This is a genomic window from Poseidonocella sp. HB161398 (assembly GCF_005870025.1).
Lineage (GTDB): Bacteria > Pseudomonadota > Alphaproteobacteria > Rhodobacterales > Rhodobacteraceae > Mangrovicoccus.
Genome location: NZ_VATA01000036.1, coordinates 47,799 through 72,794 on the forward strand (window position 1 = coordinate 47,799; position 24,996 = coordinate 72,794).

Genomic DNA, 24,996 nt, shown 5'->3' on the forward strand with positions numbered 1-24,996 from the left:
GCCTCCCTCATGCTGCGTCGCGCGCGGCCCAGAGCAGGCCGCGGCGGAGGATTTCCTTCATTTGCGGATGGCCGAACTCGGCGGCCTTGTGGCCGAGCGCCGAGTAGAAGACCCGGCCCTGGCCATGGCGGTGCTTCCAGGCGACCGGCATGCGGGTGCCCGCGACCCAGGGCGCGTGCGCGCCCGTGAAGGTCGTCTCCGCCAGCACCTCGATGCGCGGATCGACATGCATGTAGTACTGCTCCGAGCGGTAGTCGAAATCGCCGATCCCGGCGAGCAGCGGGTCGCCGGACCCGATCTCAACCCGGTAGTCGATGACATTGCCGGGATGGGCGACGAACTGGCCGCCGACCATGAACTGGTAGTCGGTGTTCTTGCGGAACGTGTCGCCCATGCCGCCATGGAAGCCGCCGAGCCCGGTCCCCGCCTCGACCGCCGCGGTCAGCGCGGCGACCTCCTCCTTCTCGGGCTCGGCCATGGTCATCACCGGGACGATCAGGTCGAAGCCCGGCAGGTCGGCCTCGGCGAGGATGGCGGTGCCCTCCTCGCGGGTGACCTCGAAGCCCTCGGCGGCGAGCATCTCCACCGCGATTTCCGAGCTGGGCCCGGGTTCGTGCCCGTCCCAGCCGCCATAGAATACCAGCGCCTTGCGGCTCATTGCACCATCTCCGGTTCTTCGATGCGGCCGGTCCCGGTGCCCGCGGGCAAGGGCGCGGGACGGTCGCAGGTTGTGGACAGCGTCTCGGCCCGCCCCGAGGCGGCCGAGCGCAGGAGCGACTCCATGACATCGAGCACATGCAGCGCGAGCTGCCCCGAGGCCCGGTGGTCGCGGCCCAGGGCGATCGCGGCGGCCATGTCGGCCAGCCCGATCCCGCGGTAGTTGCCGTCGCCATGGGCATGGCGCATCGGCTGCGCCTGCCAGTCCTCGCCATGCAGCATCACCTCGCCGTCGAAGCGGTTCGGGTCCGGGATCAGCATCGCGCCCTCGGTCCCGTAGAGCTCCAGCGGGGTGTGGCGGTGCGCCTTGACGTCGAAGCTGGTGACGATCTGGACGAGCGCGCCGGAGGCGAATTCCATGACGCCGGTGACATGTGTCGGCGTCTCGACCGGGATCTCCCGGCCCGCGCGCGGACCGGTGGCGATGACCCGGCGCTCGCGCCCCTTGGCGGCCATGCCGGTCACGCGCGAGACCGGGCCGAGCAGGTTGACCATCGCGGTGATGTAGTAGGGGCCCATGTCCATCAGCGGCCCCGCGCCCTCGCCCGCATAGTAGAAATCCGGGTTCGGGTGCCAGCGCTCGTGGCCCGCGACCATCATCACCGCTGTGCCCGCCGTCGGCTTGCCGATCCGACCGGTATCCAGAAGCGCCCGCGCGGTCTGGTGCGATCCGCCGAGGAACGTGTCGGGCGCCGAACCGGCGCGCAGCCCGCGCGCGGCGGCGGCCTCGACCAGGCGGCGGCCATCGGCGACCGAGCCTGCCAGCGGCTTCTCGGCATAGACGTGCTTCCCGGCCTCCAGCGCCATCAGCCCGACCTCGACATGGGCCTGCGGGATGGTGAGGTTGAGGACGATATCCACGTCCTCGCGTTTCAGCAGCTCGTCGACCGTGACCGCCGGGACGCCGTATTCCGCGCCCTTGGCCGCGGCGGCCTCGGCGCGCAGGTCGGCGACGGCGGCCAGGCGTATCTGCGGGAAGACCGCGCAGTTCTTCATGTAGATGTCGCTGATCACGCCGCAGCCGATGATGCCGATGCCCAGCGGGGTCATGCCTTGGCCTCCATGCGCTGTCCCTTCTCGTCGTAGAGATGCAGGTTCGCGGGTTCGGGCGTCAGGAACAGCCGGTCCCCCGCCTTCAGCCGCATATGTCCGGGCAGCCGGACGGTGATGCTGTCGATGCCTTCGGCGCTCATGTAGGCGATGGTGTCGGCGCCCAGCGTCTCCACCACCTCGGCGCGGGCGGGCCAGGTGCCGGAACTGCCGTCGACCTGGATATGCTCGGGGCGGATGCCCGCGGTCTTGACGTCCTGACGCCCGATGCTGCGCCCCGGCAGCAGGTTCATCTTCGGCGAGCCGATGAAGGCGGCGACGAATTCGGTGGCGGGCCGGTCGTAGAGCTCCATCGGCGCGCCGACCTGCTCGATCCGCCCGGCATTCATCACCACGATCTGGTCCGCCAGGGTCATCGCCTCGACCTGGTCATGGGTGACGTAGATCATCGTCGAGCCCAGCGAGCGGTGGAGCTGCGCCAGCTCCACCCGCATCTGCCCCCTGAGCGCCGCGTCGAGATTCGAGAGCGGCTCGTCGAGCAGGAAGACCTTGGGATTGCGGACGATCGAGCGGCCGATGGCGACGCGCTGGCGCTGCCCGCCCGAGAGCTGCGAGGGCTTGCGGTCGAGATAGCTTTCCAGCGCCAGGATCTTCGCGGCATGGGCCACGCGCTCCTCGCGTTCGGCCTTCGGCATCTTCTGCAGGCGCAGGCCGAAATCGATGTTCTGCGCCACGCTCATGTGCGGGAAGAGCGCGTAGGACTGGAAGACCATCGAGATCTCGCGCCGCGAGGGCTCCTCGTCCGTGACGTTGCGCCCGCCGATCACGACGCGGCCCCTGGTCGGCGTCTCGAGCCCCGAGATGATCCGCAGAAGCGTGGACTTGCCGCAGCCCGAGGGCCCGACCAGCACGGTGAAGGAGCCGTCCGGGACGAGCAGATTCAGCTCCGGGATCACGGTCAGCGCGCCGAAGCTCTTGGTGATGTCGTCTAGTCTGACCTCTGCCATGATGGCCTCCTGTCACGCCGGGCGGGGCGCGTAGCTGAAACGGGAAAAATCGGCAGGCGTGGCGGTGCCCGCGATGTCATGGGCGGCCATGCCGACGAAGGCGCCGGTATGGCTGCCGCAGGCATTGCCCGCCGCCTCGTCGGCCAGCAGCGACGCATCGAGCGTGACGGGAAGCTCCTGCCAGTCGCCGCCGGGCAGCGCGTAGCGGAAGCGCAGGCTCTCGCGATCAACCGAGACGCCGAGCCGGATTGGTCCCTCGGCGGGCAGCGGCACCGGGTCGAGCGGGTAGTCGAGCGCGCCGGCCGGGTAGTCGCCCTTCACAGACATGACGATCAGCTCGCGCGCGCCGTCCTCGGTCGCGGTGACGGCGAGATAGTGGAAGAGATAGGCGTTGTAGTAGCACATGAGCCCCGCCATCTGCAGGTAGCCAGCCGGGGCGAAGTCGAGCTCGGTCTCGGCGTCATAGGCCCATTCGGTCTGGCGGTGCATCACCACGGCATGCTCGAAGCGGTTGCCGGGGGACTCGCGGCCATAGAGCCGCAGCCAGCCCGGGCGCGCCTCGAGCGAGAAGATGCGGTCGGCCTCCGGCGTGCGCAGCCATTGCAGCGGCGCGGGCAGCGGGCCGGGGGCAAAGTCGAACTCCTGCTGCGGCTCGTTCCAGGGCTGCGCGGGCAGATCCGGCGCCGCGACCTCGATCGCCGGGACATTGCCGCCATGGGCGAGCCGCGGGAAGGCGCCCGGTTCCCAGATGATCTTCTGGATCGCGGTTTCCCGTCCGCAGACCGAGCGGCGCAGCCCCGGCAGGGGCCGCGAGCACAGATGCACCATGTAATGCTCGCCCGTCTGGGTCTCGACGATATCGGCATGGCCCGCGCGCTGCAGCGCCGCGTCGGGCGCGTCCTTCGAGGTCAGCATGTGCTTGGCCGGGTCGGTCTCGTAGGGGCCGAGGAGGGTCCGGGACCGCGCCATGGTGACGGCGTGGTTGTACTCGGTCCCGCCCTCGGCGGTCAGCAGCCAGTACCAGCCGTCGCGGCGATAGAGATGCGGGCCCTCGGTCAGCTTCAGGTCGGTGCCGCGGTAGATATTGGTGACGGGCCCGACCAGCCGTTCCTCCGCGACCGAGTATTCCTGCAGCAGGATGCCGCCGAACTTGCCGCCCTTTTCCTGGCTGCGGTGGTTCCAGACCATGTTCAGCAGGTATTTCCGCCCGTCCTCGTCATGGAAGAGCGAGGGGTCGAAGCCCGAGGAATTGAGGTAGATGGGATCGGACCAGGGCCCTTCGATATTCTCGGCGGTGACCAGGTAGTTGCGGCTGTCCTTGAAGGCGCCGGTGCGGCGCTTCAGATCGGAGTAGATCAGCCAGAACCTGCCATCGGCATGGGTCAGGCAGGGCGCCCAGACGCCGCCCGACTCCTCGGCGCCGCGCATGTCGAGCTGGCTCGCGCGATCGAGCGGACGGCAGAGCAGCCGCCAGTTCTGCAGGTCGCGCGAATGGTGGATCTGCACGCCCGGGAACCATTCGAAGGTGGAGGTGGCGATGTAGTAGTCCTCGCCCACGCGGATGATCGAGGGGTCCGGGTTGAAGCCCTTTAGGATCGGATTGCGGATCATTGCGGTCATGGTTCAGCCCTTGACGGCGCCCCCGGTCAGACCGGCGACGATGTATTTCTGCGCGGCGACGAAGAAGACGACGGCCGGCAGGATGGTGAGGGTGACGAAGGCGAGGGTGCGGTTCCATTCGACCGCGTATTCGCCGCGGTACTGCATCATGCCCAAGGGCCAGGTGAAGGCCTCGCGCGAGTTCAGCACGACGAGCGGCAGCAGGAAGTTGTTCCAGCTCTGCACGAAGACGAAGACGCCCACCGTCGCCAGGATCGGCGTCGAGAGCGGCAGGGTGAACTGCCAGAAGAAGCGGACATAGCCGCAGCCCTCGACATAGGCGGCCTCGAAGAGCTCCTTCGGCAGCTCGCCGAAGAAAGTGCGGAAGAGCAGGATCGCCAGCGACAGGCCGAAGGCGGTCTGCGGCAGGATCACCGCCCAGTAGGTGTCCAGCAGCCCGAGGTCGCGGACCTGCACGAAGAGCGGCAGGATCGCGGTGGCGAAGGGGAACATCAGCCCCAGCGACAGGTAGGAGAAGAGCATCCGCGACCCGAAGAACCGCACCTGCGCGAAGACATAGGCGGCGGCCGCGCCGATCAGCAGGGTCAGCGCCACCGTGGCGACCGAGATCACCAGCGAATTGCCCAGGTAGCGCCAGAAGCCCGGATCGGCGAGGATGTCGGCATAGATGTCGGTGCGCCAGGTCGCGGGCAGGCTCAGCGCGCTGGTCTGGATTTCATCGTTCGACTTGAACCCGCCCAGCACGGTGGCCAGCAGCGGCCCGAGGACGAAGCTCGCCACGATGCACAGGAAGCCGATGCGGAGGATCTGGCGGATCAGGTTGGCGCGGGTCATGCGGGCTTCCTCATGAACAGGCGCTGGTAGAAGACCGCAACCAGCACGGCGGCGATGAACAGCGTCACCCCGATGGCCGAGCCGTAGCCGATCTTCAGCCGCGCCAGGCCAAAGGTGTAGAGATAGGTGACGATGGTGTGCGACGAGTTCGCCGGCCCGCCATTGGTCAGCGGGATGACCACGTCGAAGACCTGCAGCGCGCCGATCACCGAGAAGAAGACCGAGACGATGATCGCGGGCTTGATCATCGGGATCTGGACATGGCGGACGACCTCGAACCGGCTGGCCCCCTCGATCCGCGCCGCCTCGATCATGTCCTTCGGCACGCCCTGCAGCGCGGCGATGTAGATCATCATGTGGAAGCCGAAGTATTTCCAGACGATCACCACCATCACCGCAGTGAAGGCCCAGCTGCGGTCGGAGGTGATGAAATAGGGCTCCAGCCCCAGCGCGCGGGTCAGGTCGGCGACCACGCCGTAATTGCCGTCGACGATGAAGCTCCAGATCAGACCGGCGGCGATCTCGGCGAGGATGTAGGGCAGGAAGAAGATCAGCCGGAAGACCGTGTTCTCGGGCGTGCGGCGGTAGATCAGCAGGGCCAGCAGCAGCGCCAGCGGCAGCTGCACCAGAAGCGACACGGCGATGACCTTGAGCGAGTTCATCACCGATTGCTGGAAGACCGAATGCCCGGCCATGCGCTCGAAATTGGCGAAGCCGACGAAATCGGTGGGCGTGTTGTAGCCGTTCCAGTCGTAGAAGGCGTAGACCCCCGATCCCGCGAGCGGATAGATCACGAAGAGGGTGAAAAGGATCAGCGCGGGCGGCAGCAGCACCAGCGTGGCGGTCATGCGCCCGCTGGTCAGCCGGCGGCGCAGCTTCTCGGTTGCGGAGGGCTGCTCCGCAGTCATCTCGACGGCAGCCATGAAGCTCGGCCTCTTTGATGGAATTGCATCGAATGCGGCTGCGCCGCCGGGAGAACGGCGCAGCCAGGTGCCGCTTGGACGGGCCCGCGTCCTAGCGGAACTCCCAGGCTTCCTGGATGCGCGCGGCGGCATCCTCGGGCGTGACATCCCCCGAGACCAGTTCGGCCGAGATGTCGTTGACCGTGCCGCCCACCGAGGCGCCGAGATACTGGTCGAGGAAGATCTGGTGCGCGGGCGAGGCCTCGATCATCGCGTTGATCTCCTGGGTGAAGGGCACCTGGATGGCGTCCCCCGTGCCCTGGATCACCGGCACGAAGAGGCCGCGGCGCGCGCCCTCGCGCTGATGCTCGGCATTGACCAGGAATTTCAGGAAATCGAGCGCCTCGGGCGGGGCGCCGGTGGTGACCGCATAGCCGTTGATGCCGCCCAGCGTCCCCGCCGGATCGCCTGCGCCGCCCTCGATCGCCGGGAAGGGCAGGATCTTCAGGCTGCCTTCCAGCAGCTCGCCCTCGTCGACGCCGATCGTCTGGGTATAGGCCCAGTCCCCCATCAGCAGGAAGGCGCCCTTGCCCTCGCCGAACATGGTGTTGCCCTGCTCGGCCGAGGCCGAGAGCACGCCCGGCTGGAACGGCTCCAGCGCGGCGAGATCGGCCATCTTCTGCCCGGCCGCCACGAAGGGCGCGGATTCGAAGCCCTCGTCGTCGCCCTCCATCGCCGCGCGGATCGCCTCGGCCCCGCCTTCGCGCAGCACCAGGTAGCTGTAGTAGAAATGCAGCGGCCACTTGTCCTTGCCGCCCGAGACCAGCGGCGTAATGCCCGCCTCCTTCAAGGTCGCGACCGCGCCGAGGAAGTCGTCCCAGGTGCGGATGGCCGAGAGGTCGATCCCGGCCTTGTCGGTCAGCTGCTCATTGGCGAAGAACACCACCAGCCGCGCGGTCATCGGCAGGCCGTAGACCGCCTCTCCGTCGCTGAAGGCCGCGAGCGCACCCGGGGCGAAGCTGTCCAGATACTCCTGGTCGAGCGAGGCAGAGATGTCCTGCACCAGCCCCGCCTTGACCTGGTCGACCAGTGTCAGGCCGGCCCAGCTGTAGATCAGGTCCGGCCGCGCGTCCGATTGCAGCATGGTCGGCAGCTTGGTCTTGTAGGCCTCGGAGGCGAAATACTCGATCTCGACATCCACATCGGGATGCGCGGCCTCGTATTCCGCGATCACGTCCTGCCAGAACTGCTGCAGCTCGGGGCTGTTCGATTCCGGGCGCAGCACCTTGACCGAGGTCTCTGCATGCGCTCCCGCGACGGCAAAAGCGCATAGCGCCGCCGCCCCTGCGATGGTCTTCATTCTATCCTCCCAGATGATGCCGGCTCCGTCCGGCGTCTCGCGGCCGGGTTGGCCCGGCTTCATATTTGAGTAACGTACATCAGATTCGGAAATTGACAACCGTCATTCCACGACGCAGCGCAGCATCGCCCGTCTCACGGCAGGTTGTCGCGCATGTAGATGTCGATGCAGATGCTCTCCTGCGCATCGAAGGTCGGGCGGCCGTCGATCAGCGCCTTGAGGATGCGGACGGCACTGCGGATCTCGTGGCCGGCATCCTGGTTGATGACGGCGTCGAAGACCCCCGAGATCAGCGCGCTGCGCGCATAGGGGGTGAGCTCGTGCACCACGACCGGGATGCGGGGTCCGGCGGCGCGCTCCTCCAGCGCGCGGACAATGCCGCGATTGCCGGCGCCGAGATTGTAGATGCCCGCGATCCCGGGTTCGGCCTTCAGCTGCGCGGAAAGCAGCCGCCCGACGGTTTCGGCGTCGTCGCGGCCCTCGATCGGCGGCAGGCAGGAGAGATGCGGGTATTCCCTGGCGATCACCGTCTCGAATCCGAGGCGCCGCTCGACATGGTCGCGCAGGAGCGCCGAGCCCATCACGATGCAGATCCGCCCCGGCGCCGGGCAGAAGCGGCCCAGCAGACCGGCCGCCGTCCGTCCTGCTACCACGTTGTCAATGCCGACAAATCTGGCGCGCATCGAGGTCGGCGCGTCGGAGACGAGTGTCAGGACATAGACGCCGCGGGCGCTCAGCCGGGCGATGGCATCGCGCACCTCGGGCGAGTCGGTGGCGACGACAGCGACCCCGTCGATCTCCTCGGGGTCGAGCGCGTCGAGCGCCGCCGCAAGCGCCGGGCCATCGAAGGGCGGGACCAGAACGGTGCGCAGGTCGATCCGGTCCATGCTGGTGAAGGAGGCGGTGTTGCCGACCGCGTCGCGCAGCATGTGCATGAAGCTGTTGGTGCCCTCTGCCAGCAGGAACGCCATTCGGTAGTGGCGCCGCTTGGAGAGGTTGGCCGCCGCCATGTCGCGCTGGTAGCCGAGCCGCGCCATCGCGTCGGCAACCCGCTTGGCCGTCACCTTGCGCACGCCGGGACGCTCGTTGAGCACCCGGTCGACCGTGGCCAGGCTGACCCCCGCCTCGCGGGCCACATCGCGCACGGTCGGGCGCCCTGCCCCCTGCTCTGCCTTCCTGCCGCCGTCACGTCCCGTCATTGCCGCTCCTTGCCGTTTTGAGTATCGTACATCAAAATCGGGCGAGGGAACACGGATATGACATCAGCCTACCGCAGAGCTGCCGCCCTCGACGAAGCTGCCCTGGAAGAGCACGGGACCGGCCGCCGCCTCTCCGGCGTCCTTGCGGGGGATCCCGGCGACCAGACGGCGCGCCAGGGCGCGGCCGATCTCGGCATGCTCGAACCGGTAGCAGGAGAGCGGCGGCGTCAGGAAGCGGGTCTGGCGGCTTTCGAGGAAGCCGATCAGCGCCAGGTCGCGCCCCGGTTCCAGCCCCGCCTCGCGCAGCCCGTGATAGAAGCCGATGGCCCAGAGGCTGTCGGTCATCACCGCGGCGCGCGGCCGGTCCGGCATGTCCTTCCAGCGCGCCAGTGCCGTCAACGCCCCCTCGGCCTCGCGCGGCACGCGCAGGACCAGCGCCGGGTCGTAGCCGATCCCGGCCCGCTCCAGCGCGGCACGGTAGGCGTCGTGATAGACATAGGCGAGATTGGCCTCGCCCTCGGGCAGGAAGGCGGCGATCCGGCGGTGCCCCGCCGCGACGAGCCGCGCCACGCTGTCCCGCGCGGCATGCGCGAAATCCAGATCGACATGGGCGTGGCTGTCGGCCGGCCCGCTGCGCCCGAGCGTCACGAAGGGTATGCGCAGCCGCGACAGCAGCCCGACGCGCGGGTCGCCCCGGGTCGTGGCGGTGATGATCATGCCGTCGACGATCCGGCGCGCCACCATGCGCTGCAGATAGGCGGCCGGTTCCTCGTCGCGGCTGCAGGGCAGGATCACCAGATCCATGCCCTCCTCGCGCAGCACCTCCTGGATGCCCGCCGCGACCTCCATGAAGAAGCTCGACGCCCCGGTCGTGCCGCCCTGGCTGGTCATCACCATGAAGCCGACCGTGTTCGTCGCCCCCGCCTTCAGCGACCGGCCGGACTGGTTCGGGACATAGCCCAGCTCCTCCGCGGCCTGCAGCACGCGGGCGCGCGTCGCCGGATTGACGTCCGGGCGGCCGTTGAGCGCGCGCGACACCGTGCCGATCGAGATGTCGAGATGCCGTGCCAGATCCTTGATTCCGATCATCCGCCCTCTTCGCGCTCCGCAAGTTCCAAAAACGTTTACGGTTCCTTGTTGACAGGTTCGGAGCCGCAAGACTAGGGTCGTAATCGTTTACGGTCGCACGAGTCGGCCGGAACGATGGGAGGAAAGCCAGAATGTTGAGCGCCGTCATGGCGGGGTGCGGAGCCATGTCCGAGGGCTGGCTGCGCGCGATTTCGCAGGTTCCGCTTGCTGCGGAACGGCTAGAGCTTGCGGGCTTCGTCGATCTCGATCCGGGCCGCGCGCGCCACTTGGCGCGAGAGGCCGGCAAGCCGGAGGCCGCCACCGGGACCGACCTGGACGCGATGCTGGAACGGGTGAAGCCCGATATCGTCTTCGACGTGGTGATCCCCGGCGCGCGGCGTCCGGTGGTGGAGACCGCGCTGGCCCATGGCTGCCACGTGCTGTCGGAGAAGCCGATGGCCGAGAGCCTCGCCGATGCCGCCGCGCTGATCGAGGCGGCGCGGGACGCCGGGCGGATCCATGCGGTGGTGCAGAACCGCCGCTTCGTTCCCGGCATCCGCCGCCTGCGCCGGGTGGTCGAGGAGGGCCGGATCGGGCGGCTGACCGGGGTGCATTGCGATTTCTTCGTCGGCGCGCATTTCGGCGGCTTCCGCGAGGAGATGGACCATGTGCTGCTCCTCGACATGTCGATCCACACGCTCGACGCCGCACGCTACCTGATCGGCGCGGCGCCGCAGGCAGTCTACTGCCACGAAACCAACCCGCCCGGCTCCTGGTACGCCCATGGCGCGGCGGCCAGCGCGATCTTCGAATTCCCCGAGGGCGTGACCTTCACCTATCGCGGCTCCTGGTGCGCGGAGGGGGCGAACACCTCCTGGGAGGGCGCCTGGCGGGTGACCGGCACCGAGGGCACGGCAACCTGGGACGGGGCGGAGGATCTGCGGATCGGCCGGGTCACCGGGACCGAGGGGCTCCTGCGCGCGGTGTCCCCCGCCGAAGTGCCCGAGCCGCCCGATCCCGGCCGCACGCTGGGCCATGCCAGCGTGATCGACGAATTCCTCTCTGCGGTGGAGACCGGGCGCCTGCCCGAGACCGCCGCCGAGGACAATATCCGGAGCCTCGCCATGGTTCTGGCCGCAATCGACAGCGCGGAACGCCGCGCCCGTGTCACCATCGACGTCTAGGAGACAGCATATGAGCAAGGACGCATTGCGCATCGGCACCATGATTTCGGCCTCGGGCGGCGCCGCCGCCGCGCGGATCGGCCAGATCGCAGACATGGGCTTCGAGAGCTTCGAGCCCTTCTTCTGGCAGACCACCAACGGACAGGATGTGGCGGAGCTGGGCAAGCGCTGCCGCGACGCGATCGGCGACCGCGACATCACCATGTCGACGCTGGGCATGTTCGGCAATCCGCTGGAGGAGCAGCCGCTCGATCTCGACACGCTGCAGGGCTGGAAGGACTGCATCGACAACGCGCATCATTTCGGCGCGACCTGCGTGGCGGGCTTCACCGGCCGCCTGCGCGGCCGCCCGCTGCCCGAGAGCCTGCCGCGCTACCGCGAGATCTGGTCCGAGCTGGGCAAGCGCGCCGCCGACAAGGGGGTGAAGATCGCCTTCGAGAACTGCGCCATGGACGGCAACTGGCAGACCGGCGACTGGAACATCGCACACAACCCCGACGCCTGGGAGCTGATCTTCAACGAGACGCCGGAGGATAATTTCGGTCTGGAATGGGAGCCCTGCCACCAGATGGTCTACCTGATCGACCCGCTGCCGCAGATCCGCAAATGGGGGCCGAAGATCTTCCACGTCCACGGCAAGGACGCGACGATCCGCTGGGACGTGATCCGCGAACACGGCATTTTCGGCAAGCTGCCGCATGTCTTCATGCGCACGCCGGGCTTCGGCGACACGAACTGGACCGACGTCGTCACCGAGCTGCGGCTGGCGGGCTACACCGGCTCCATCGACATCGAGGGCTGGCACGATCCGGTCTACCGCGACGCGCTGGAAATGACCGGGCAGCTGCATGCGCTCGAGCATCTGAAGACCGCGCGCGGCGGCCGCTTCGTCGACGAGAGCTCGGCCTATGAAGGGGGCGATCCGTCGCTCCTGCGCGAAAGCGCCTGAAATACCAGCCGCGCCCGGGAGGGGCGCGGCCGCCATCAGCCTGAGGGAGGACAGGATGGGACTGAACATGACTGCGAAGGCAGCACTGCTGGCCGGCGCTGCGGGGCTTCTGCCCCTGGCCGCATCGGCCGATCCGACGGTTCTCGATCTGTGGACGATCGACGATCCGGGCGAATACCACTACGTTCTGGCGAAGGAGTTCGAGGAGGCCAATCCCGACATCCGGATCAATGTCCGCACGGTGCAGTTCCGCGACATGATCAACGACCTGGCCCGCGCCATCGCGGCAGGCGACGCGCCGGACGTGACCTATGTCGACAACCCGGAAGTCGCGCTTCTGGCCTCGCGCGGGCTGCTGCTGGACATCGCGCCGCGGATCGAGGCCTCGGAGATCGTCGACAAGGCGGATATCTTCCCCGGCCCGCTCTCCTCGGTGAGCTGGAAGGACGGCATCTACGGCCTGCCGCGCGGGGCGAACACGATCGCGCTCTACTACAATGCCGACCTGTTCCGCGCCGCGGGGCTCAATCCCGACCAGCCGCCCCAGACCTGGGCCGAGCTGAAATCGGCAGCCGAGGCGCTGAGCGACCCCGACGACAATGTCTACGGTCTGGCCTTCTCGGCGGTCGCGACCGAAGAGGGCACGTTCCAGTTCCTGCCCTGGCTGCAGATGGCCGGAGGCGATTACGACAAGGTCGATACCGAGGGCGGCGCGAAGGCGCTCGGCTTCTGGAAGTCGCTGCTCGACGAGAAGCTCGCCTCGCCCGACACGCTGATCCGCAGCCAGTGGGACAGCACCGCGACCTTCAATGCCGGCAATGCCGCGATGGCGATCTCGGGCCCGTGGGAGCTGCCGCGGATGGCGAAGGACGCGCAGTTCGAATACCGCGCCGCGCTCCTGCCGATGCCGGAAGCAGGCGGCGAACGCGCCTCGGCGCTCGGCGAGGGCGACAACGTGATCCTGGCCTCGACCGACCATCCCGACGAGGCCTTCCGCTTCCTCGAATTCCTCTATGCCCAGATGCCGCGGGTCTGGAACGAGTTCGGCTATCTGCCGGCCGCCGATGTCACTGTGGAGAACCCGCAGAACGAGGCGATCTACCGGGTCTTCGAGGAGTCGATGAAATACGCCCGCAACCGCGGCCCCTCGCCCGAGTGGCCGCAGATCTCCAAGGCGATCCAGGGCGCGATGCAATCGGCGCTGACCGGGCAGGCGACGCCCGAGGAAGCGCTGGCGACCGCGCAGGGGAAAATCGACCGTGTCCTCGACTGAGATGCAGGCCCTGCCCCTGCCCCGCAGTCTCCGCCCGGGGTTTTCCCTGGGCGGGCTCATAGACGGGCGCGGCTTCGACACGCTCCTGGTGCTGACTGCGCTCGGCTATCTCGCGGTCTTCTCGGCCTGGCCGCTGGTCTACAACCTGATCATGTCGCTGCAGGAGGTCGACCTCTTCTCGCTCGCCTCCTTCGACCGGCCCTTCGTCGGGCTCGACAACTACCGCGAGGTGATCTCCGCCCCCGAGATGCCGCAGATCCTCGGCAACACCGCGGTCTTCGTCATCGCCTCGGTCTCGCTGCAGCTGGTCCTCGGCTTCGCGCTGGCGCTGTTCTTCGAACTGCGCTTTCCGGGCGCGAGCTTCCTGCGGGGGCTGTTCCTGGCTGGCTGGATCATGCCGCCGCTGGTTGTCGGCGCGATCTGGTCCTGGATCCTCGCGGGCGATTTCGGCGTGCTGAACTACGCGCTGAAGAGCCTCGGGATCATCGACGAGAACATCTTCTGGCTCTCCGATCCGGCGCGCTCGCTGTGGTCGGTGATCATCGCCAATATCTGGCTCGGCGTGCCCTTCAACCTGATCCTGCTTTCGGTCGGGCTGGCGGGCATCCCCGAGGACCTCTACGAGGCGGCCGAGATGGACGGCGCGACGCGGGTGCAGCGGTTTCTCACCATCACCCTGCCCCTGATGCGCGCCCAGCTCGGCGCGGTGATCTCGCTCGGCACGATCTTCACCCTGCAGCAGTTCGACCTCTTCGCCGGGCTCACCCAGGGCGGACCGTCGAACAGTTCGAACGTGATGCAGTACTGGTCCTGGCAGCTGAGCTTCCAGGAATACCAGATCGGGCTGGGCAGCGTGATCTCGGTGCTGATGATCGGCTTCGTCATCGGGCTCGCGGCGATCTATGTCCGCTCCACCCGCCATGAACAGGTGTACTGATGGACAGGCTCAAGGGAAACGCATTGATGCTGGCGGGGATCCTCCTCGCCGCCATCTACCTCTTTCCGCTCTACTGGATGTATGTCACCGCGCTGAAGAGCGGCACCGAGATCATGGCCTATCCGCCAAGCTTCTGGCCCGAGGACCCGACGCCGATCTTCGGCGAGGTCTGGACCCGGCTGCAGATGGCGAGCTACCTGAAGAACTCGGTTCTCATCGCCGGCGGCACTACGGTGCTGGTCGTGCTTTTCGGCACCGGCTGCGCCTATGCGATGTCGCGGGTGAAATCGGTCTGGATCGACGTGGCGCTCTTCGCGGTGCTGATGATGCAGGTGCTGCCCTCCTCGCTGATGGTCACGCCGATCTTCGTCTTCTTCAACCAGATCGGGCTGATGGACTGGCCGCGCGGCGCGGTGATCCTGGCGCAGGCGGCGAAGATGCTGCCGCTCTATATCGTGCTCACCCGCGCGGCCTTCCTGCAGGTCCCCGCCGAGCTGGAGGAGGCGGCGCTGGTCGACGGCAATTCCCGCGTCGGCGCCTTCCTGACGATCATGGTGCCCTTGGCGCGCAACGGCATCCTCGTCACCGGCGTGCTCGTCTTCCTGCAGTCCTTCGGGGAATACGTCTACGCCCGCTCGATGATCGGCACGCGCGAGCTGCAGCCCGCCACCGTCGGCCTGCAATCCTTCATGGGGCCGAACTCTTCCGACTGGTCGGGGGTGATGAGCTATGCCGCCATCTACGTGACCCCGGTCCTCGCCATCTTCGTCCTGCTGCAACGCCGCATCGTCAGCGGCCTGACTTCCGGAGCCCTCAAATGACCCAGCTTCAGATCGAACTCGACGGGGTGGACAAGCATTACGGCGCCTATCATGCGCTCAAGGGCATCGACCTGGCGATCCCCAAGGGCACCTTCGTGGCGCTGGTCGGGCCCTCGGGCTGCGGGAAGTCCACGCTGCTGCGCACCATCGCCGGGCTGGAGAAGGTCTCGGGCGGCGCGCTGCGGATCGCGGGCGCCAACATGACCGGCACCCCGCCGAGGAAGCGCGACCTGGCCATGGTCTTCCAGTCCTACGCGCTCTACCCGCACAAGACCGTGCGGCAGAACCTGACCTACTCGCTGCGGCTGAAGGGCATTCCCCGCGCCGAGGCCGACCGCAAGGCGGAGGAGGTCGCGCGGATCACCGGGCTCGAGGCGCTGCTCGAGCGCTACCCGCGCGAGCTCTCGGGCGGCCAGCGCCAGCGGGTCGCCATGGGGCGCGCCATCGTGAGGAATCCCAAGGCCTTCCTCTTCGACGAGCCGCTCTCCAATCTCGACGCCGCGCTGCGGGTCCAGATGCGCGCCGAAGTGCGCCGCCTGCATGACCGGCTGGGCGCGACCTCGGTCTATGTCACCCATGACCAGGTCGAGGCGATGACCATGGCCGATCATGTCGTCGTGCTGCGCGCCGGGCGGATCGAGCAGCAGGGCGCGCCGATGGAGCTCTACGACCGGCCGGCCAACCAGTTCGTGGCGGGCTTCATCGGCTCGCCGGCGACGAATTTCGTGCCCGGGCGGGTGACGGCGGACGGGCACGCGGTCCATCTCGACCTGCCCGGCGCGCCCTGCCTCGCCATCTCCGGCGCCACGCCCGGGCGTCCGGTCACGGCGGGGCTGCGCCCGGAGCATCTGCAGCCCTGCGATCCCGGCACGCCGGGGGCGCTGGCGCTGCCCGTCGCGGTGGTCGAGGCCACCGGCAGCCAGTCCTTCCTCGTCACCGATACCGACCCGGCGCTGACCATCTGCCTTGCCGGGCGCAGCCCGGTCCCGCCCGGCGGCACGCTCTCGGTGACGATCGATCCGGGCCAGGTGATGCTCTTCGACGCCGACAGCGGAGACGCGCTGCGTCCCTGAGCTTGCCCCCTGCCCGCCGCCGACATCGGCGGCAGGTCCTTTCCCGACACCCGGACTGGCCGCACCGCCCCGCGGCGCGGCCTCCCGCGCCCTGTCGCCAAGTCGGCCCCCAATGGCACTGCGCTCCGGCCCCGTCCTGATTCCTGCAGGCGCGGCCCCGCCGGAATTGCCAGGGATCAAGCGGACGGGCTCCCGATTTCCGCGCGCGCCCCGAAGCGCCGTTTCGGAACCGGTGCGCCGGATGCCCTGACACCTATCCAGCCCGACCGGACACCATGACCAAAGACACCAGCCCCAGACCTGCCGACCAGCCAAGGCAGTCCGCGACCCCGAGCGGAAGGTGGGACGCTTGCGCGAGCCCCTCTCCGGCGCGGCGGTGCTGACAGGGTGTCAGCTCTGCCCTCTACCGTCCCAAGGCATATCCCCCACGCGGGGCATGGTCGTCGCAGACAGCGGAAGCCTGATAGTCCCTGCGCAAGCTCCTGTCTCTGCCGGCACTGTCCAGCGGGCCGCTGTAGCAGCGAACCTCGACGCCGGCTGCGGAACATGACCTATTACCGGCGGACCAACGGCGGAGACAGAGCACGCGCGGGACGGACGAGACGCGCGGATCGCCGTCCAGCCATGCCGGTCCCGAGGCGCAGAACCCGTCCGGCATCCACTGCAGAAGATCCGGCGGTCTGTGATCTGAGCCATGGAGCCGCCATGGGGCCGGGCCCACGGGCAAGGCCCTCGATTGCCTATGCCGAATTCGAGCTGCTCTACGCCGGCTTTGGCCCTCCCTCGATCGCCTCGGAGCGGCTGACCTGTTGCCGATAGCCGATCATAGCGCCATCCGCCGAAAGGCGCGCCAGGCTGCTGCGCCTCCACGCGGCGCATGTGGCGCAAGATCCACCTCGGCATGGACGAGGAAACGCTGGAGATCCGGGCGGTCGAGGTCACCTCGAGCAATGTCGGCGACGCGCCGATGCTGCCGGACCTCCTCAAGCAGATCGGCCCGGATCAGGACATCGCGACGGTCTCTGCCGAGTTGCCGCGTATGCGCCATCGGTTCGAGCACCGCTGGCGACGCCTACGACACGCGCGCCTGCCACGACGCCGTCGCCGCCCGTGGCGCGGCGGCGGTCATTCCGCCCCACCGAAATGCGCGACCATGGAAGCCGGATACAGCCGGAGCCCGGGCACCCAACGAGATCCTGTGAGCATCGAAGCACTTGGCCGGGCGCTCTGGCGGAACTGGAGCGGGTACCACCGCCGGAGCAGGGTGGAAACGAAAATGAACTGCGTGAAGTTGCTCGGCCAGCGGCTGATGTCGCGGGATTTCGACCGCCAGGTGGCGGAGGTCCAGATCCGCGCACTCGCGGCTGCGCTCGAACCAATGGCGCTTGCCGCTCATTCCTCAACCGCTTCACGGCCCTCGGCATCCCGGTCACCGTGGCACTGGGATAGGTGTGTCCGGGGAAAGGGGAACTGCGGTCATCAGATGATTTGTGCAACAGCGCCCCCCGGACACCCGCTCGATGTCACGCCCCGCCAGCGACCGCCGAAATGGGCTCCAGGGAAGAGAAGTGTTCCAGCGCGGCGGGGGGGCCAGCCAGAAATCCGGATGCACGGCTCTAAAGGAAGCCGCCCGGGACTGGCACGATGCTGTACTTCGTAGAGCATGCCGTGAAGGATGCAACGCGTGTTCCGCTACCGGTCCGAGGAACAGGCCGATTGCGCAATAGCTTTGCCGTCCAGCGCGACAGGACCCGGGCCGACGGCCATGCCGAGCGCAAGACGGCGCTGGACAGGATGAACCGCAACGCGCAGGGCTCGGCCCGGGCGGCCGCTGGCGCGCGCACGATACGGCCTGGTTCGTCGCGGATTGCCGACGGCCCCGCATGGCGCGCGGAAGGCACGGGGCTCCGCCATCGACGGCCGGACCACGCAGCACAAGGGCAGTGCAGTCGCTGAAGCACCGGAAGCGCATTGAGGCGCTCTTCGGCTGGTCCAAGACGGTGGAAGGCGCGGCGCAGGCCGTCTATCGCGGCGACGAGCAGGGTGCAGTCCATATTCCTCCGCACGCTCGTGGCGGCAAGTTTCGCGGGCTGCTGGCCGTCTGAAGTCTCTGACCGCAATAGCCCGATGCTGCGAGGCGGAAAAAGCCGGATCGTCAGGCTAGCGCCGCCGAAAGCGCGCAAGCCTCTCCGCCCACCCGACTATTTCAGCCCCCTGTTAAGGCCCTTGCAGCAGCCGAGCGCCCGCCAGGGCTCGCCCTGTGCAGGCGTCCAGTCGTCTCTCCTGGCCCGGGCCGGTGCCACGCCGCTACCGATGGCAGGCGGGCGTTCCTGCCCCTGCGGAGCCGCCTCCGGCCGCCGCGCACCCATATAGCGCTGCGCCCGTATAGCTGCCCGTCTTCCCGGCCCTGCCGTTGCGAAAGGCAGCGGAAACACGCACCCTCGCCCCCCATGCCACGACCGCGATGTTTACCAATGCGGGTCCGGGGTGCTACATGTCGCGCGGTATTCCAGTAGCGAGTTGCGCCATGCACCGATCCTGCCTTGCCTCCGCCCTTCTGCTTCTCGCCCTTCCGGCGGCCGCGCAGGACATCCCCGCCGGACTGCGTTTCGGGACCGAGGCCGGGGTCCTGATCATGCCCGAGACCGATTTCGACCGCGGCGGCAAGATCTCCCTGACCCGCTGGCAGGCCAGCGCCCGGGCAGTCACGGCCGATCCCGGCGGGCTGAGCTATGGCGTGAGCCTCCGGATCGGCGGCAGCGACTACGACTTCAGCGGCCGCAACGACCTCACCAGCCCGATCGACGTGCGCGAGGTGACGCTCGGCGCGCCCCTGCGGATGCGCGTCTCCGAGACGGCGACGGGTTTCCTCCTGCCCCAGATCGGCTATGCCGGGGAAGCCGGAGCCAGCCTCGACGATGCCAGCACCGCCTCGGTCCTGGCCGGGATCAGCTGGAAGCTCTCGCCGTCCCTGACCATCGGTCCGGGGCTCGGCGTCTACCAGGGGCTCGACGACGAAACCGACGTGACCCCGATCCTGATCATCGACTGGAAGATGACCGACCGGCTGACCCTGACCAACGGACCCTATATCGGCGCGACCCGCGGCCCCGGCCTGTCGCTGAGCTACGAGACCTCGCCGGAATGGCGCGTCGGCCTGACCGCGCGCACCGAGAAGGTGCAGTTCCGCATGGATGACGACAGCGACGTGCCGGGCGGCATCGGCACCAACACCTCGGTCCCGGTCGTGCTCTCGGCCAGCTGGCACCCGTCCCGCGCCGCGCGGGTCTCGGGCTTCGTCGGCGCAGCCTTCGACGGCAAGATGAAATTCGAGGACAGCGACGGCAACACGGTCGGCCAGAGCGGCTATGACGTGGCGCCGCTCTTCGGGATCACCGCCAGCTTCGGCTTCTGATCCGGTCCGGACAGCACGGCTTCCCTGCCGTGGCTGCGGCGGTTTCCGGATGCTGGAAGACATTAAGCGCCGCATGTCTCCCCTGCCTGCCATGTCCGGTAACCCGGCCTCATCCCGGCATGTCGGGCCAGAGCAGCTCGATGCTCCGGATCGAGGTGTCCTGCGACGAGACTGCGGCGAGGATGCGCGTCTGGAAATGCGTCTCCACATAGGCCGCCACGAAGCGCGAGGGCGCCATCAGGGTGAGCGTCCCGCCCTCGGCATCGACCTCGGCCAGCCGCGCAAACCACGCGCCCGCCATGGCCGGGTCCTTCGCGGCGAGCTCCGCCAGCGCCCGCGACCAGAGCGTTCCGTCCATCGCCGGCAAGGCCCCTGCGGGCTTCTGCAGCGGCACGACATTGGCGGGCGTCTCTCCGGGGGCCTCCGGTGTCTCGGACATCCGCGCGGCGAAATCCGGCCCGACCGCGTTCCAGTAGCCGGAGGTCGCCCGCAGCACCGCATCGAAGAGGATCCGGTACTGTGCCACCCTGCCCCGCGCCGCCGGCATGGAGACCTCGATCCAGCCGCGGCCGCGCATCGCCGCCATGTCGCGCTTGGCCGTCCGCTCGGTGACGCCCCACATCCGGGCGATCTCCTTCTGGCCCACCGTGAACCGTTCCTGCCGCCAGTTGTAGCGCGCAGTGATCAGCAGCGAGAGCCGAAGGGCGAGCCGCGAGGTCTCGGCATCGCCGCAGGTCGCCGCCACCAGCAGGGCGGTCAGCAAGTCGTACTTGATCGAGGAAGCCCCGGGGCCGGCGAGCTTGCGCGCGCCCCCCGGATAGGGTGTCATCCCGGCCTGCATCCCTGCTCGTCTCCGTGGCTCTGCCTGTGTCTCTGCCAGCCGGGATGCGTCCTGTTCTGGGGAGGTTCAAACGCTTTTCCCGATCTTTCCGAAATTAACGTTGAAGCGGGTTGCGTTGTCAAGGATTCGTGACCGAGAGCGGCTGGGAGCCAATCCTGATCTGAAACAGATCCGGTAGAGTTGGTATTGGGGGACGTCCTGCATGACCCGCCAAAGGCGCCAGATGTCCCCCCAATTCTAGCGGAGGGCTGTTTCATGTCCCCCCATCCGTAGGGAAGCCTGGGCGCATATGGCTATGGCGGCCTGCCCTGGCGATTCGTCCCCCGGACCGCTTTTCCCGTGGATTGCCCGGGAAAGCACACCTTCGGGACAACTCCCCCTCCATAATGAATACAGCTCGACAGAAAATGCAAATTCAGCGTAAATCAGGAAAACGCCGATATCTACGTTTGGAGGCAATGTGCTTACTCACAGCGATCTACGGGAGATCCAGACACGGTCCCTGAAAATGCAGGGCTGGATCCGCGAACAGACATTCTCTCCGGAGAGCGAGAAGACGCTGCGGCGCTTCTCGTCCTGGGAGGTTGCCGAGCTGATCCTCGGGCTGAACCAGAACACCTTCCGGGGCAAGATGGCCGCCGATCCGAGCCTGCCTGCGGGCAAGGTCGAGCCCGACGGCCGCCAGCGCTGGTTCACGCTGGAGGAGGTCAACACGCTCCGCCGCAAGCTGAAGCCGCGCGGCAAGTCGCTGGTGCCTGCCCGTCCGAAGGGCCGCGCCTTCCGCACGGCGATCGCGAACTTCAAGGGCGGCGCGGGCAAATCGACCGTGGCGCTGCATTTCGCCCATGCCGCGGCGCTCGACGGCTACCGGGTGCTCTGCGTCGACTTCGACCCGCAGGCGACGCTCTCCCACTCGATGGGGCTGAACGATGTCAGCGAGGAGCGGACGGTCTGGGGCATCATGGCCCGCGACCTCGTCCACGAAACCGAAGCGCAGAATGCCGCCCCGCGCGGCGCCGCCTCGGGCACCGCCCTGCCCCAGCGCAAGCTGCCCTCCTCGATCACCGATCTCGGCATCCAGGACCTGCGGGTCGCGGACTTCATCCAGAAGACCAACTGGCCGACCATCGACCTGATCCCGTCCTGCGCCAACGCCGCCTTCGTGGAATTCGCCTCGGCGCAGTACCGGCACCTGAACCCGGAGTGGTCGTTCTTCGCCGCGGTGAACCGCTATCTCGACCAGCTGCCGGACGACCAGTGGGACCTGATCTTCTTCGACTGCCCGCCGGCCATCGGCTACCAGTCGATGAACGCGGTCTTCGCCGCGGACATGCTGTATATTCCCTCGGGCCCCGGCTACTGGGAATACGACAGCACCACCTCCTTCATCGGCCAGCTCTCGGAAGCGCTCGAGGATCTCGCCTACGGGTTCGAGGGATCCTTATCCGCGGATAAGGTCACCCTGCCGAAAGCCTTCCACGACATCCGCTTCCTCCTGACCCGCTACGAGCCGGGCAACGAGCTGCACCGCGCGATGTTCGACGCCTTCGGCAAGGTCTTCGGCGAGAAGCTCGCGCAGCAGCCGATCGAGATGACCCGCGCCGTCGAGCAGTCGGGCCGGTTCCTCAACTCGATCTACGAGATGGACTACCGCGAGATGACGCGGGAAACCTGGCGGCGCGCCCGCACGAGCTTCGACCGCGCCTTTGCCGAGTTCAAATCGGTGATGGAGCCGCACTGGATCAGCATGGGCGAGCCGGCCTTATCCGCGGATAAGGCCGCCATCGAAGGAGCAGATAGATGAGCCGCAGGAGACGGGTTTTCGACATCGACCTGCCGGAGGACAGCGCTCCGGCGGCGCCCGCCCCGTCCGACGCCCCGTCCCGGCGCGGACCGATGGCCAGCGCCATTGCCGAGAATGCCGAGGCGGTGAAGGCGCGCAAGACCGCGGCCGAGGCGATCCGCGAGGAGAACGACGCGCTGGCGCATGAATTCGTGGCGCTGCGCGAGGCGGGCCATGTGGTCAGCGTCCTGCCCCTCGAGGACGTCCATACCTCGATGCTGGTGCGCGACCGCATCCCGGGCGAGGATCCGGAGCTGGGCGAGCTGGCCGTCTCGATCCGCGATCTCGGCCTTTCCAACCCGATCCGCGTGCTGCCGCGTCCGGACGGCGCGGGCTTCGAGCTGGTCCAGGGCTACCGCCGCCTGCTCGCCTTCCGCCAGCTCTTCGAGGAGACCGGCGACGCGGCCTGGGCGCGCATCCCGGCGCTGGTCCTGCCGGGCGAGCCGGACATTGCCGGGCTCTATCGCCGGATGGTCGACGAGAACGTCATCCGCAAGGATCTATCCTTTGCCGAGATGGCCTATGCCGCGCAGAACTTCGCGGCCGACCCGGCGACGGAGGCGAAGGATCTCGGCGAGGCGGTCGCTGCGCTCTTCCAGTCGGCGCCCTATTCCAAGCGGAACTACATCCGCAACTTCGCCTTCCTGCTCGACCAGATCGGCGCCGACCTGCGCTATCCGACCGCCATCTCGCGCGCGCTCGGGGTGACCCTGGCGCGCGAGATCAAGGAACGCCCGGAGATCGTCGCGGCGATCCGCGATGCCCTGGCACATCTCGAAGACCGTAGCGCGGAGGACGAGCTCGAAGTGCTGCGCGCGCAGGCCGCCCGCGACGCGCTGGACGAGAGCCTGCCGAAGGAGATCGCACCGCGGGAGCGCTCGTCGCGGGCCGGGCGCACCAAGACGACCTTCCATATCGAGAGCTCCGCGGGCCAGGTGAAATGCACCGCCGGTCCCGGTCGGCTGGAGATCAAGGTCGCGCGGGATTTCTCCTCTATCGACCGCGCGCGGCTGGAGCGCGCGATCGCCTCGCTGATCGACGGCCTGGCCTGACCTTATCCGCGGATAAGGTCCGGATACCGGGGCGCTGCCATGGCCGGAAACGGATGGCAGCGCCCGGGACGGCGCAGGGCGCCGCCGCGATCCGACTTTCCTGACATTGCCAGATATTGTGCCGTGCCGGGGCGCGGTGCGCCTTTCCGCCGCCCTCAGGCCAGGGCGTAGCCGATCCGTGCCGCTGCGGCGGAGAGGGACGGGTAGAGCGCGTCATCGGCCAGCGCCCGGTTGAAGAGCGGTGCCGGTCCGAAGCTGTCCCCGGCGCGTTCATAGAGCGCCAGGACCGGCGCGTTCCCGGCCATGGACGAGCCGTAGAGCAGCCCGTCGATCTCGGGGTAGGCGTCATAGATGGCGCGGCTCCAGGCGCGGGCGCGGGCCTTCGGGCCGGAGGAGATGGCCATCGAGGCACCCGCGCGCGTCGGCCAGAGCCCGGTCAGGTCCAGGAGCGTCAGATCGCGTGCCGTCGGGAAAACGGCGAACCAGGGCTCGTCCGCCTCCGCCCGGATCAGCCGCGTGGCCTGGTAGACCTCTGCCGCGCAGACCGAGAGGGCGCCGGGCGCGGCGCTGCCGGCCGCATAGAGGATGCCGCGGGACTGCAGGCAGCCGCGGCCCGCGGGATCGGGCAGGTGGTGATCGAAGCGCGACCCGGCCGGGCCCCAGCGGCGGAAGGCGCTCCAGTCCGTCGGATGGTCGCCGCCGCGGAAATAGATGCGGCCGAGCGGTGTTCCGGCGCGCCAGATGGCCAGCGCGGGTCCGAGCGCAGCCAGGCGCTCCGCGCTCGGCGGATTGGGGAATTTCGCCATGGTGCGGGATCAGATGCCGGCGATCAGCTCGATGACGGCGGCGGCCTGTCCGCCGGTCGCCAGCCAGTCCCGCGGCGTCATCGGCTCGCCGGTCTCGGCCAGCAGGTCGGGCTGCGGCGTGATGAGGAAACTCGCCGCAGCCAGCGTGTCGCATCCGGGCCGCCGGGCCTTCAGCACCTGTCCCAGCCCGGGCAGCTCGCGGCCGCCGTCGAACTGGAAGGCGGGCAGGCGCCAGGCATCCCGGCCGGAGGCCGAGCGCAGGCCGAGAAGCGAGCCGTCGATCAGGCGCTGGCGGATGCGGCTGTCCTTCACGCCGCAGAGCCGGGCGGCCTCGGCAACCGGGACGGAGTCCTGCAGCAGCGCCATGCGCAGCGCCGCGGCCTGGAGCCGGGGCGTCTCGTCCGCCTCTTCGGCCAGCGCGCCGACAGAGGCGAGCGCGTCCTTCTCCGCGGCGCTCAGGCTTGCCGGGCGCGGCGCCCGGATGGCTTCGAGCGCGGTATCGATCTGGCGCAGGAACTGGCCGGCATCGGAGCGGAAGCCATGCTGCTTCAGCGCATGGTCGAGGGATTGCTGCAGGGCTTCGCTGGGCTGCATGGTCTGGCTCCTATTTCTAACGGAAATATGGATGAATAATTTCCGTTAGTCAATATCCGGGGCGGGGCAGGACCGGGCGTCCGGGATAGCCGAAGGGCAGGGTGCGGCGGCCCGTGCGCCGCCACCTGGACGCCGTGGGTAAGTACACTCGCCTCTGATGTCTTTTTTCAAGGGGCGGGCCACGCGATTTGAAACGCCCGGGCGTTCGTCGTGGTCTGGACGCCCAAGGGGGGCACCACGAGCCCGATTTAGGCCATCAGCTTCACAGGTGTCTCGAACCGCCGCACATCGCCGATCCCGGCCATGAAGATGACGGCGCTGATCAGCGCGACGCCCCGCAGCGCCTGAAGCGCGTTCACTGCCGCGAGTGTCCAGTCCGGCACCAGGGCCTCGATGTGCCCCGGCCAGCCGCTCCAGCCGCTCCGGGGCATTGAGTTCCGCCTGCAACATC

Annotated in this window: 23 protein-coding genes and 1 pseudogene; 11 read left to right on the forward strand and 13 right to left on the reverse strand. The window is 68.3% G+C overall.

Features of this window, described 5'->3' with window-relative positions; translation table 11 throughout:
• Window positions 1–7: 7 nt before the first annotated feature.
• The 9 genes from FGX59_RS23390 to FGX59_RS23430 all read right to left on the reverse strand — a co-directional run bounded on the left by FGX59_RS23390 (window position 8) and on the right by FGX59_RS23430 (window position 9,778).
• Window positions 8–658 (reverse strand): ThuA domain-containing protein, encoded by a 651-nt coding sequence (locus FGX59_RS23390; RefSeq protein ID WP_138469547.1) that lies wholly within the window; start codon window positions 656–658, stop codon window positions 8–10.
• A complete protein-coding gene (locus tag FGX59_RS23395) occupies window positions 655–1,767 on the reverse strand; it encodes a Gfo/Idh/MocA family protein (protein WP_138469548.1) in 1,113 nt (370 codons plus the stop codon). Before FGX59_RS23395 ends, FGX59_RS23390 begins: the two co-directional genes overlap by 4 nt.
• Window positions 1,764–2,774, reverse strand: coding sequence for an ABC transporter ATP-binding protein (locus FGX59_RS23400; RefSeq protein ID WP_138469549.1), 1,011 nt, complete (start codon window positions 2,772–2,774; stop codon window positions 1,764–1,766). Before FGX59_RS23400 ends, FGX59_RS23395 begins: the two co-directional genes overlap by 4 nt.
• Window positions 2,775–2,786: 12 nt before the next feature.
• Complete coding sequence (locus FGX59_RS23405) at window positions 2,787–4,394, reverse strand: glycoside hydrolase family 43 protein (RefSeq protein ID WP_138469550.1); 1,608 nt, start codon at window positions 4,392–4,394, stop codon at window positions 2,787–2,789.
• Between the two features lie 3 nt (window positions 4,395–4,397).
• The gene (locus FGX59_RS23410; RefSeq protein ID WP_138469551.1) at window positions 4,398–5,228 is read right to left on the reverse strand and encodes a carbohydrate ABC transporter permease; all 831 of its coding nucleotides are present in this window, start codon (window positions 5,226–5,228) and stop codon (window positions 4,398–4,400) included.
• Complete coding sequence (locus FGX59_RS23415) at window positions 5,225–6,151, reverse strand: carbohydrate ABC transporter permease (protein ID WP_138469552.1); 927 nt, start codon at window positions 6,149–6,151, stop codon at window positions 5,225–5,227. Before FGX59_RS23415 ends, FGX59_RS23410 begins: the two co-directional genes overlap by 4 nt.
• Before the next feature lie 91 nt (window positions 6,152–6,242).
• Complete coding sequence (locus FGX59_RS23420; protein WP_171060795.1) at window positions 6,243–7,490, reverse strand: extracellular solute-binding protein; 1,248 nt, start codon at window positions 7,488–7,490, stop codon at window positions 6,243–6,245.
• Window positions 7,491–7,624: 134 nt separating this feature from the next.
• A complete protein-coding gene (locus FGX59_RS23425) occupies window positions 7,625–8,689 on the reverse strand; it encodes a LacI family DNA-binding transcriptional regulator (RefSeq protein WP_138469554.1) in 1,065 nt (354 codons plus the stop codon).
• 63 nt (window positions 8,690–8,752) lie between these two features.
• Entirely contained in the window at window positions 8,753–9,778 is a 1,026-nt protein-coding gene (locus FGX59_RS23430; protein WP_138469555.1) for a LacI family DNA-binding transcriptional regulator, read from the reverse strand.
• Window positions 9,779–9,909: 131 nt separating this feature from the next.
• Between FGX59_RS23430 and FGX59_RS23435 the strand changes: the two genes are divergently transcribed.
• The 9 genes from FGX59_RS23435 to FGX59_RS23470 all read left to right on the forward strand — a co-directional run bounded on the left by FGX59_RS23435 (window position 9,910) and on the right by FGX59_RS23470 (window position 19,409).
• Window positions 9,910–10,941: a Gfo/Idh/MocA family protein gene (locus FGX59_RS23435; protein ID WP_138469556.1), complete on the forward strand. Its 1,032-nt coding sequence runs from the start codon at window positions 9,910–9,912 to the stop codon at window positions 10,939–10,941.
• A 10-nt stretch (window positions 10,942–10,951) separates the two neighbouring features.
• Window positions 10,952–11,890, forward strand: coding sequence for a sugar phosphate isomerase/epimerase (locus FGX59_RS23440; protein WP_138469557.1), 939 nt, complete (start codon window positions 10,952–10,954; stop codon window positions 11,888–11,890).
• 67 nt (window positions 11,891–11,957) lie between these two features.
• Window positions 11,958–13,163, forward strand: coding sequence for a sugar ABC transporter substrate-binding protein (locus tag FGX59_RS23445; protein ID WP_206078417.1), 1,206 nt, complete (start codon window positions 11,958–11,960; stop codon window positions 13,161–13,163).
• Window positions 13,150–14,100 (forward strand): carbohydrate ABC transporter permease, encoded by a 951-nt coding sequence (locus FGX59_RS23450; RefSeq protein WP_240722667.1) that lies wholly within the window; start codon window positions 13,150–13,152, stop codon window positions 14,098–14,100. The genes FGX59_RS23445 and FGX59_RS23450 overlap by 14 nt, the downstream gene beginning before the upstream one ends.
• The gene (locus FGX59_RS23455; RefSeq protein WP_138469559.1) at window positions 14,100–14,921 is read left to right on the forward strand and encodes a carbohydrate ABC transporter permease; all 822 of its coding nucleotides are present in this window, start codon (window positions 14,100–14,102) and stop codon (window positions 14,919–14,921) included. Before FGX59_RS23450 ends, FGX59_RS23455 begins: the two co-directional genes overlap by 1 nt.
• The gene (locus tag FGX59_RS23460; RefSeq protein ID WP_138469560.1) at window positions 14,918–15,994 is read left to right on the forward strand and encodes an ABC transporter ATP-binding protein; all 1,077 of its coding nucleotides are present in this window, start codon (window positions 14,918–14,920) and stop codon (window positions 15,992–15,994) included. Before FGX59_RS23455 ends, FGX59_RS23460 begins: the two co-directional genes overlap by 4 nt.
• A gap of 901 nt (window positions 15,995–16,895) precedes the next feature.
• Entirely contained in the window at window positions 16,896–17,654 is a 759-nt protein-coding gene (locus FGX59_RS23465; RefSeq protein ID WP_370296210.1) for a transposase, read from the forward strand.
• Window positions 17,655–17,937: 283 nt separating this feature from the next.
• A complete protein-coding gene (locus FGX59_RS39775; RefSeq protein WP_171060796.1) occupies window positions 17,938–18,099 on the forward strand; it encodes a hypothetical protein in 162 nt (53 codons plus the stop codon).
• A 422-nt stretch (window positions 18,100–18,521) separates the two neighbouring features.
• The gene (locus FGX59_RS23470) at window positions 18,522–19,409 is read left to right on the forward strand and encodes a hypothetical protein (protein ID WP_171060797.1); all 888 of its coding nucleotides are present in this window, start codon (window positions 18,522–18,524) and stop codon (window positions 19,407–19,409) included.
• Window positions 19,410–19,518: 109 nt separating this feature from the next.
• Here FGX59_RS23470 and FGX59_RS23475 read toward each other — a convergent pair whose 3' ends face one another.
• Window positions 19,519–20,238 carry a DnaA N-terminal domain-containing protein gene (locus tag FGX59_RS23475; protein ID WP_171060798.1) on the reverse strand — a complete coding sequence of 240 codons (720 nt, stop codon included), beginning with the start codon at window positions 20,236–20,238 and terminating at the stop codon, window positions 19,519–19,521.
• A 472-nt stretch (window positions 20,239–20,710) separates the two neighbouring features.
• Here FGX59_RS23475 and FGX59_RS23480 point away from each other — a divergent pair, with 472 nt between their 5' ends.
• Window positions 20,711–22,054, forward strand: a complete 1,344-nt coding sequence (locus FGX59_RS23480) for an AAA family ATPase (RefSeq protein WP_138469564.1) — start codon at window positions 20,711–20,713, stop codon at window positions 22,052–22,054.
• Complete coding sequence (locus FGX59_RS23485) at window positions 22,051–23,145, forward strand: ParB N-terminal domain-containing protein (protein ID WP_138469565.1); 1,095 nt, start codon at window positions 22,051–22,053, stop codon at window positions 23,143–23,145. The genes FGX59_RS23480 and FGX59_RS23485 overlap by 4 nt, the downstream gene beginning before the upstream one ends.
• A gap of 155 nt (window positions 23,146–23,300) precedes the next feature.
• On the opposite strand, the gene FGX59_RS23490 is transcribed toward FGX59_RS23485, so the two are convergent.
• The 3 genes and pseudogenes from FGX59_RS23490 to FGX59_RS23500 form a co-directional block, all read right to left on the reverse strand.
• On the reverse strand, window positions 23,301–23,951 hold the full coding sequence (locus tag FGX59_RS23490) for a hypothetical protein (RefSeq protein ID WP_138469566.1): 651 nt from the start codon (window positions 23,949–23,951) through the stop codon (window positions 23,301–23,303).
• A gap of 9 nt (window positions 23,952–23,960) precedes the next feature.
• The gene (locus tag FGX59_RS23495) at window positions 23,961–24,545 is read right to left on the reverse strand and encodes a hypothetical protein (RefSeq protein ID WP_138469567.1); all 585 of its coding nucleotides are present in this window, start codon (window positions 24,543–24,545) and stop codon (window positions 23,961–23,963) included.
• 248 nt (window positions 24,546–24,793) lie between these two features.
• Window positions 24,794–24,996, reverse strand: a pseudogene (locus FGX59_RS23500) (hypothetical protein); the annotation flags it as partial.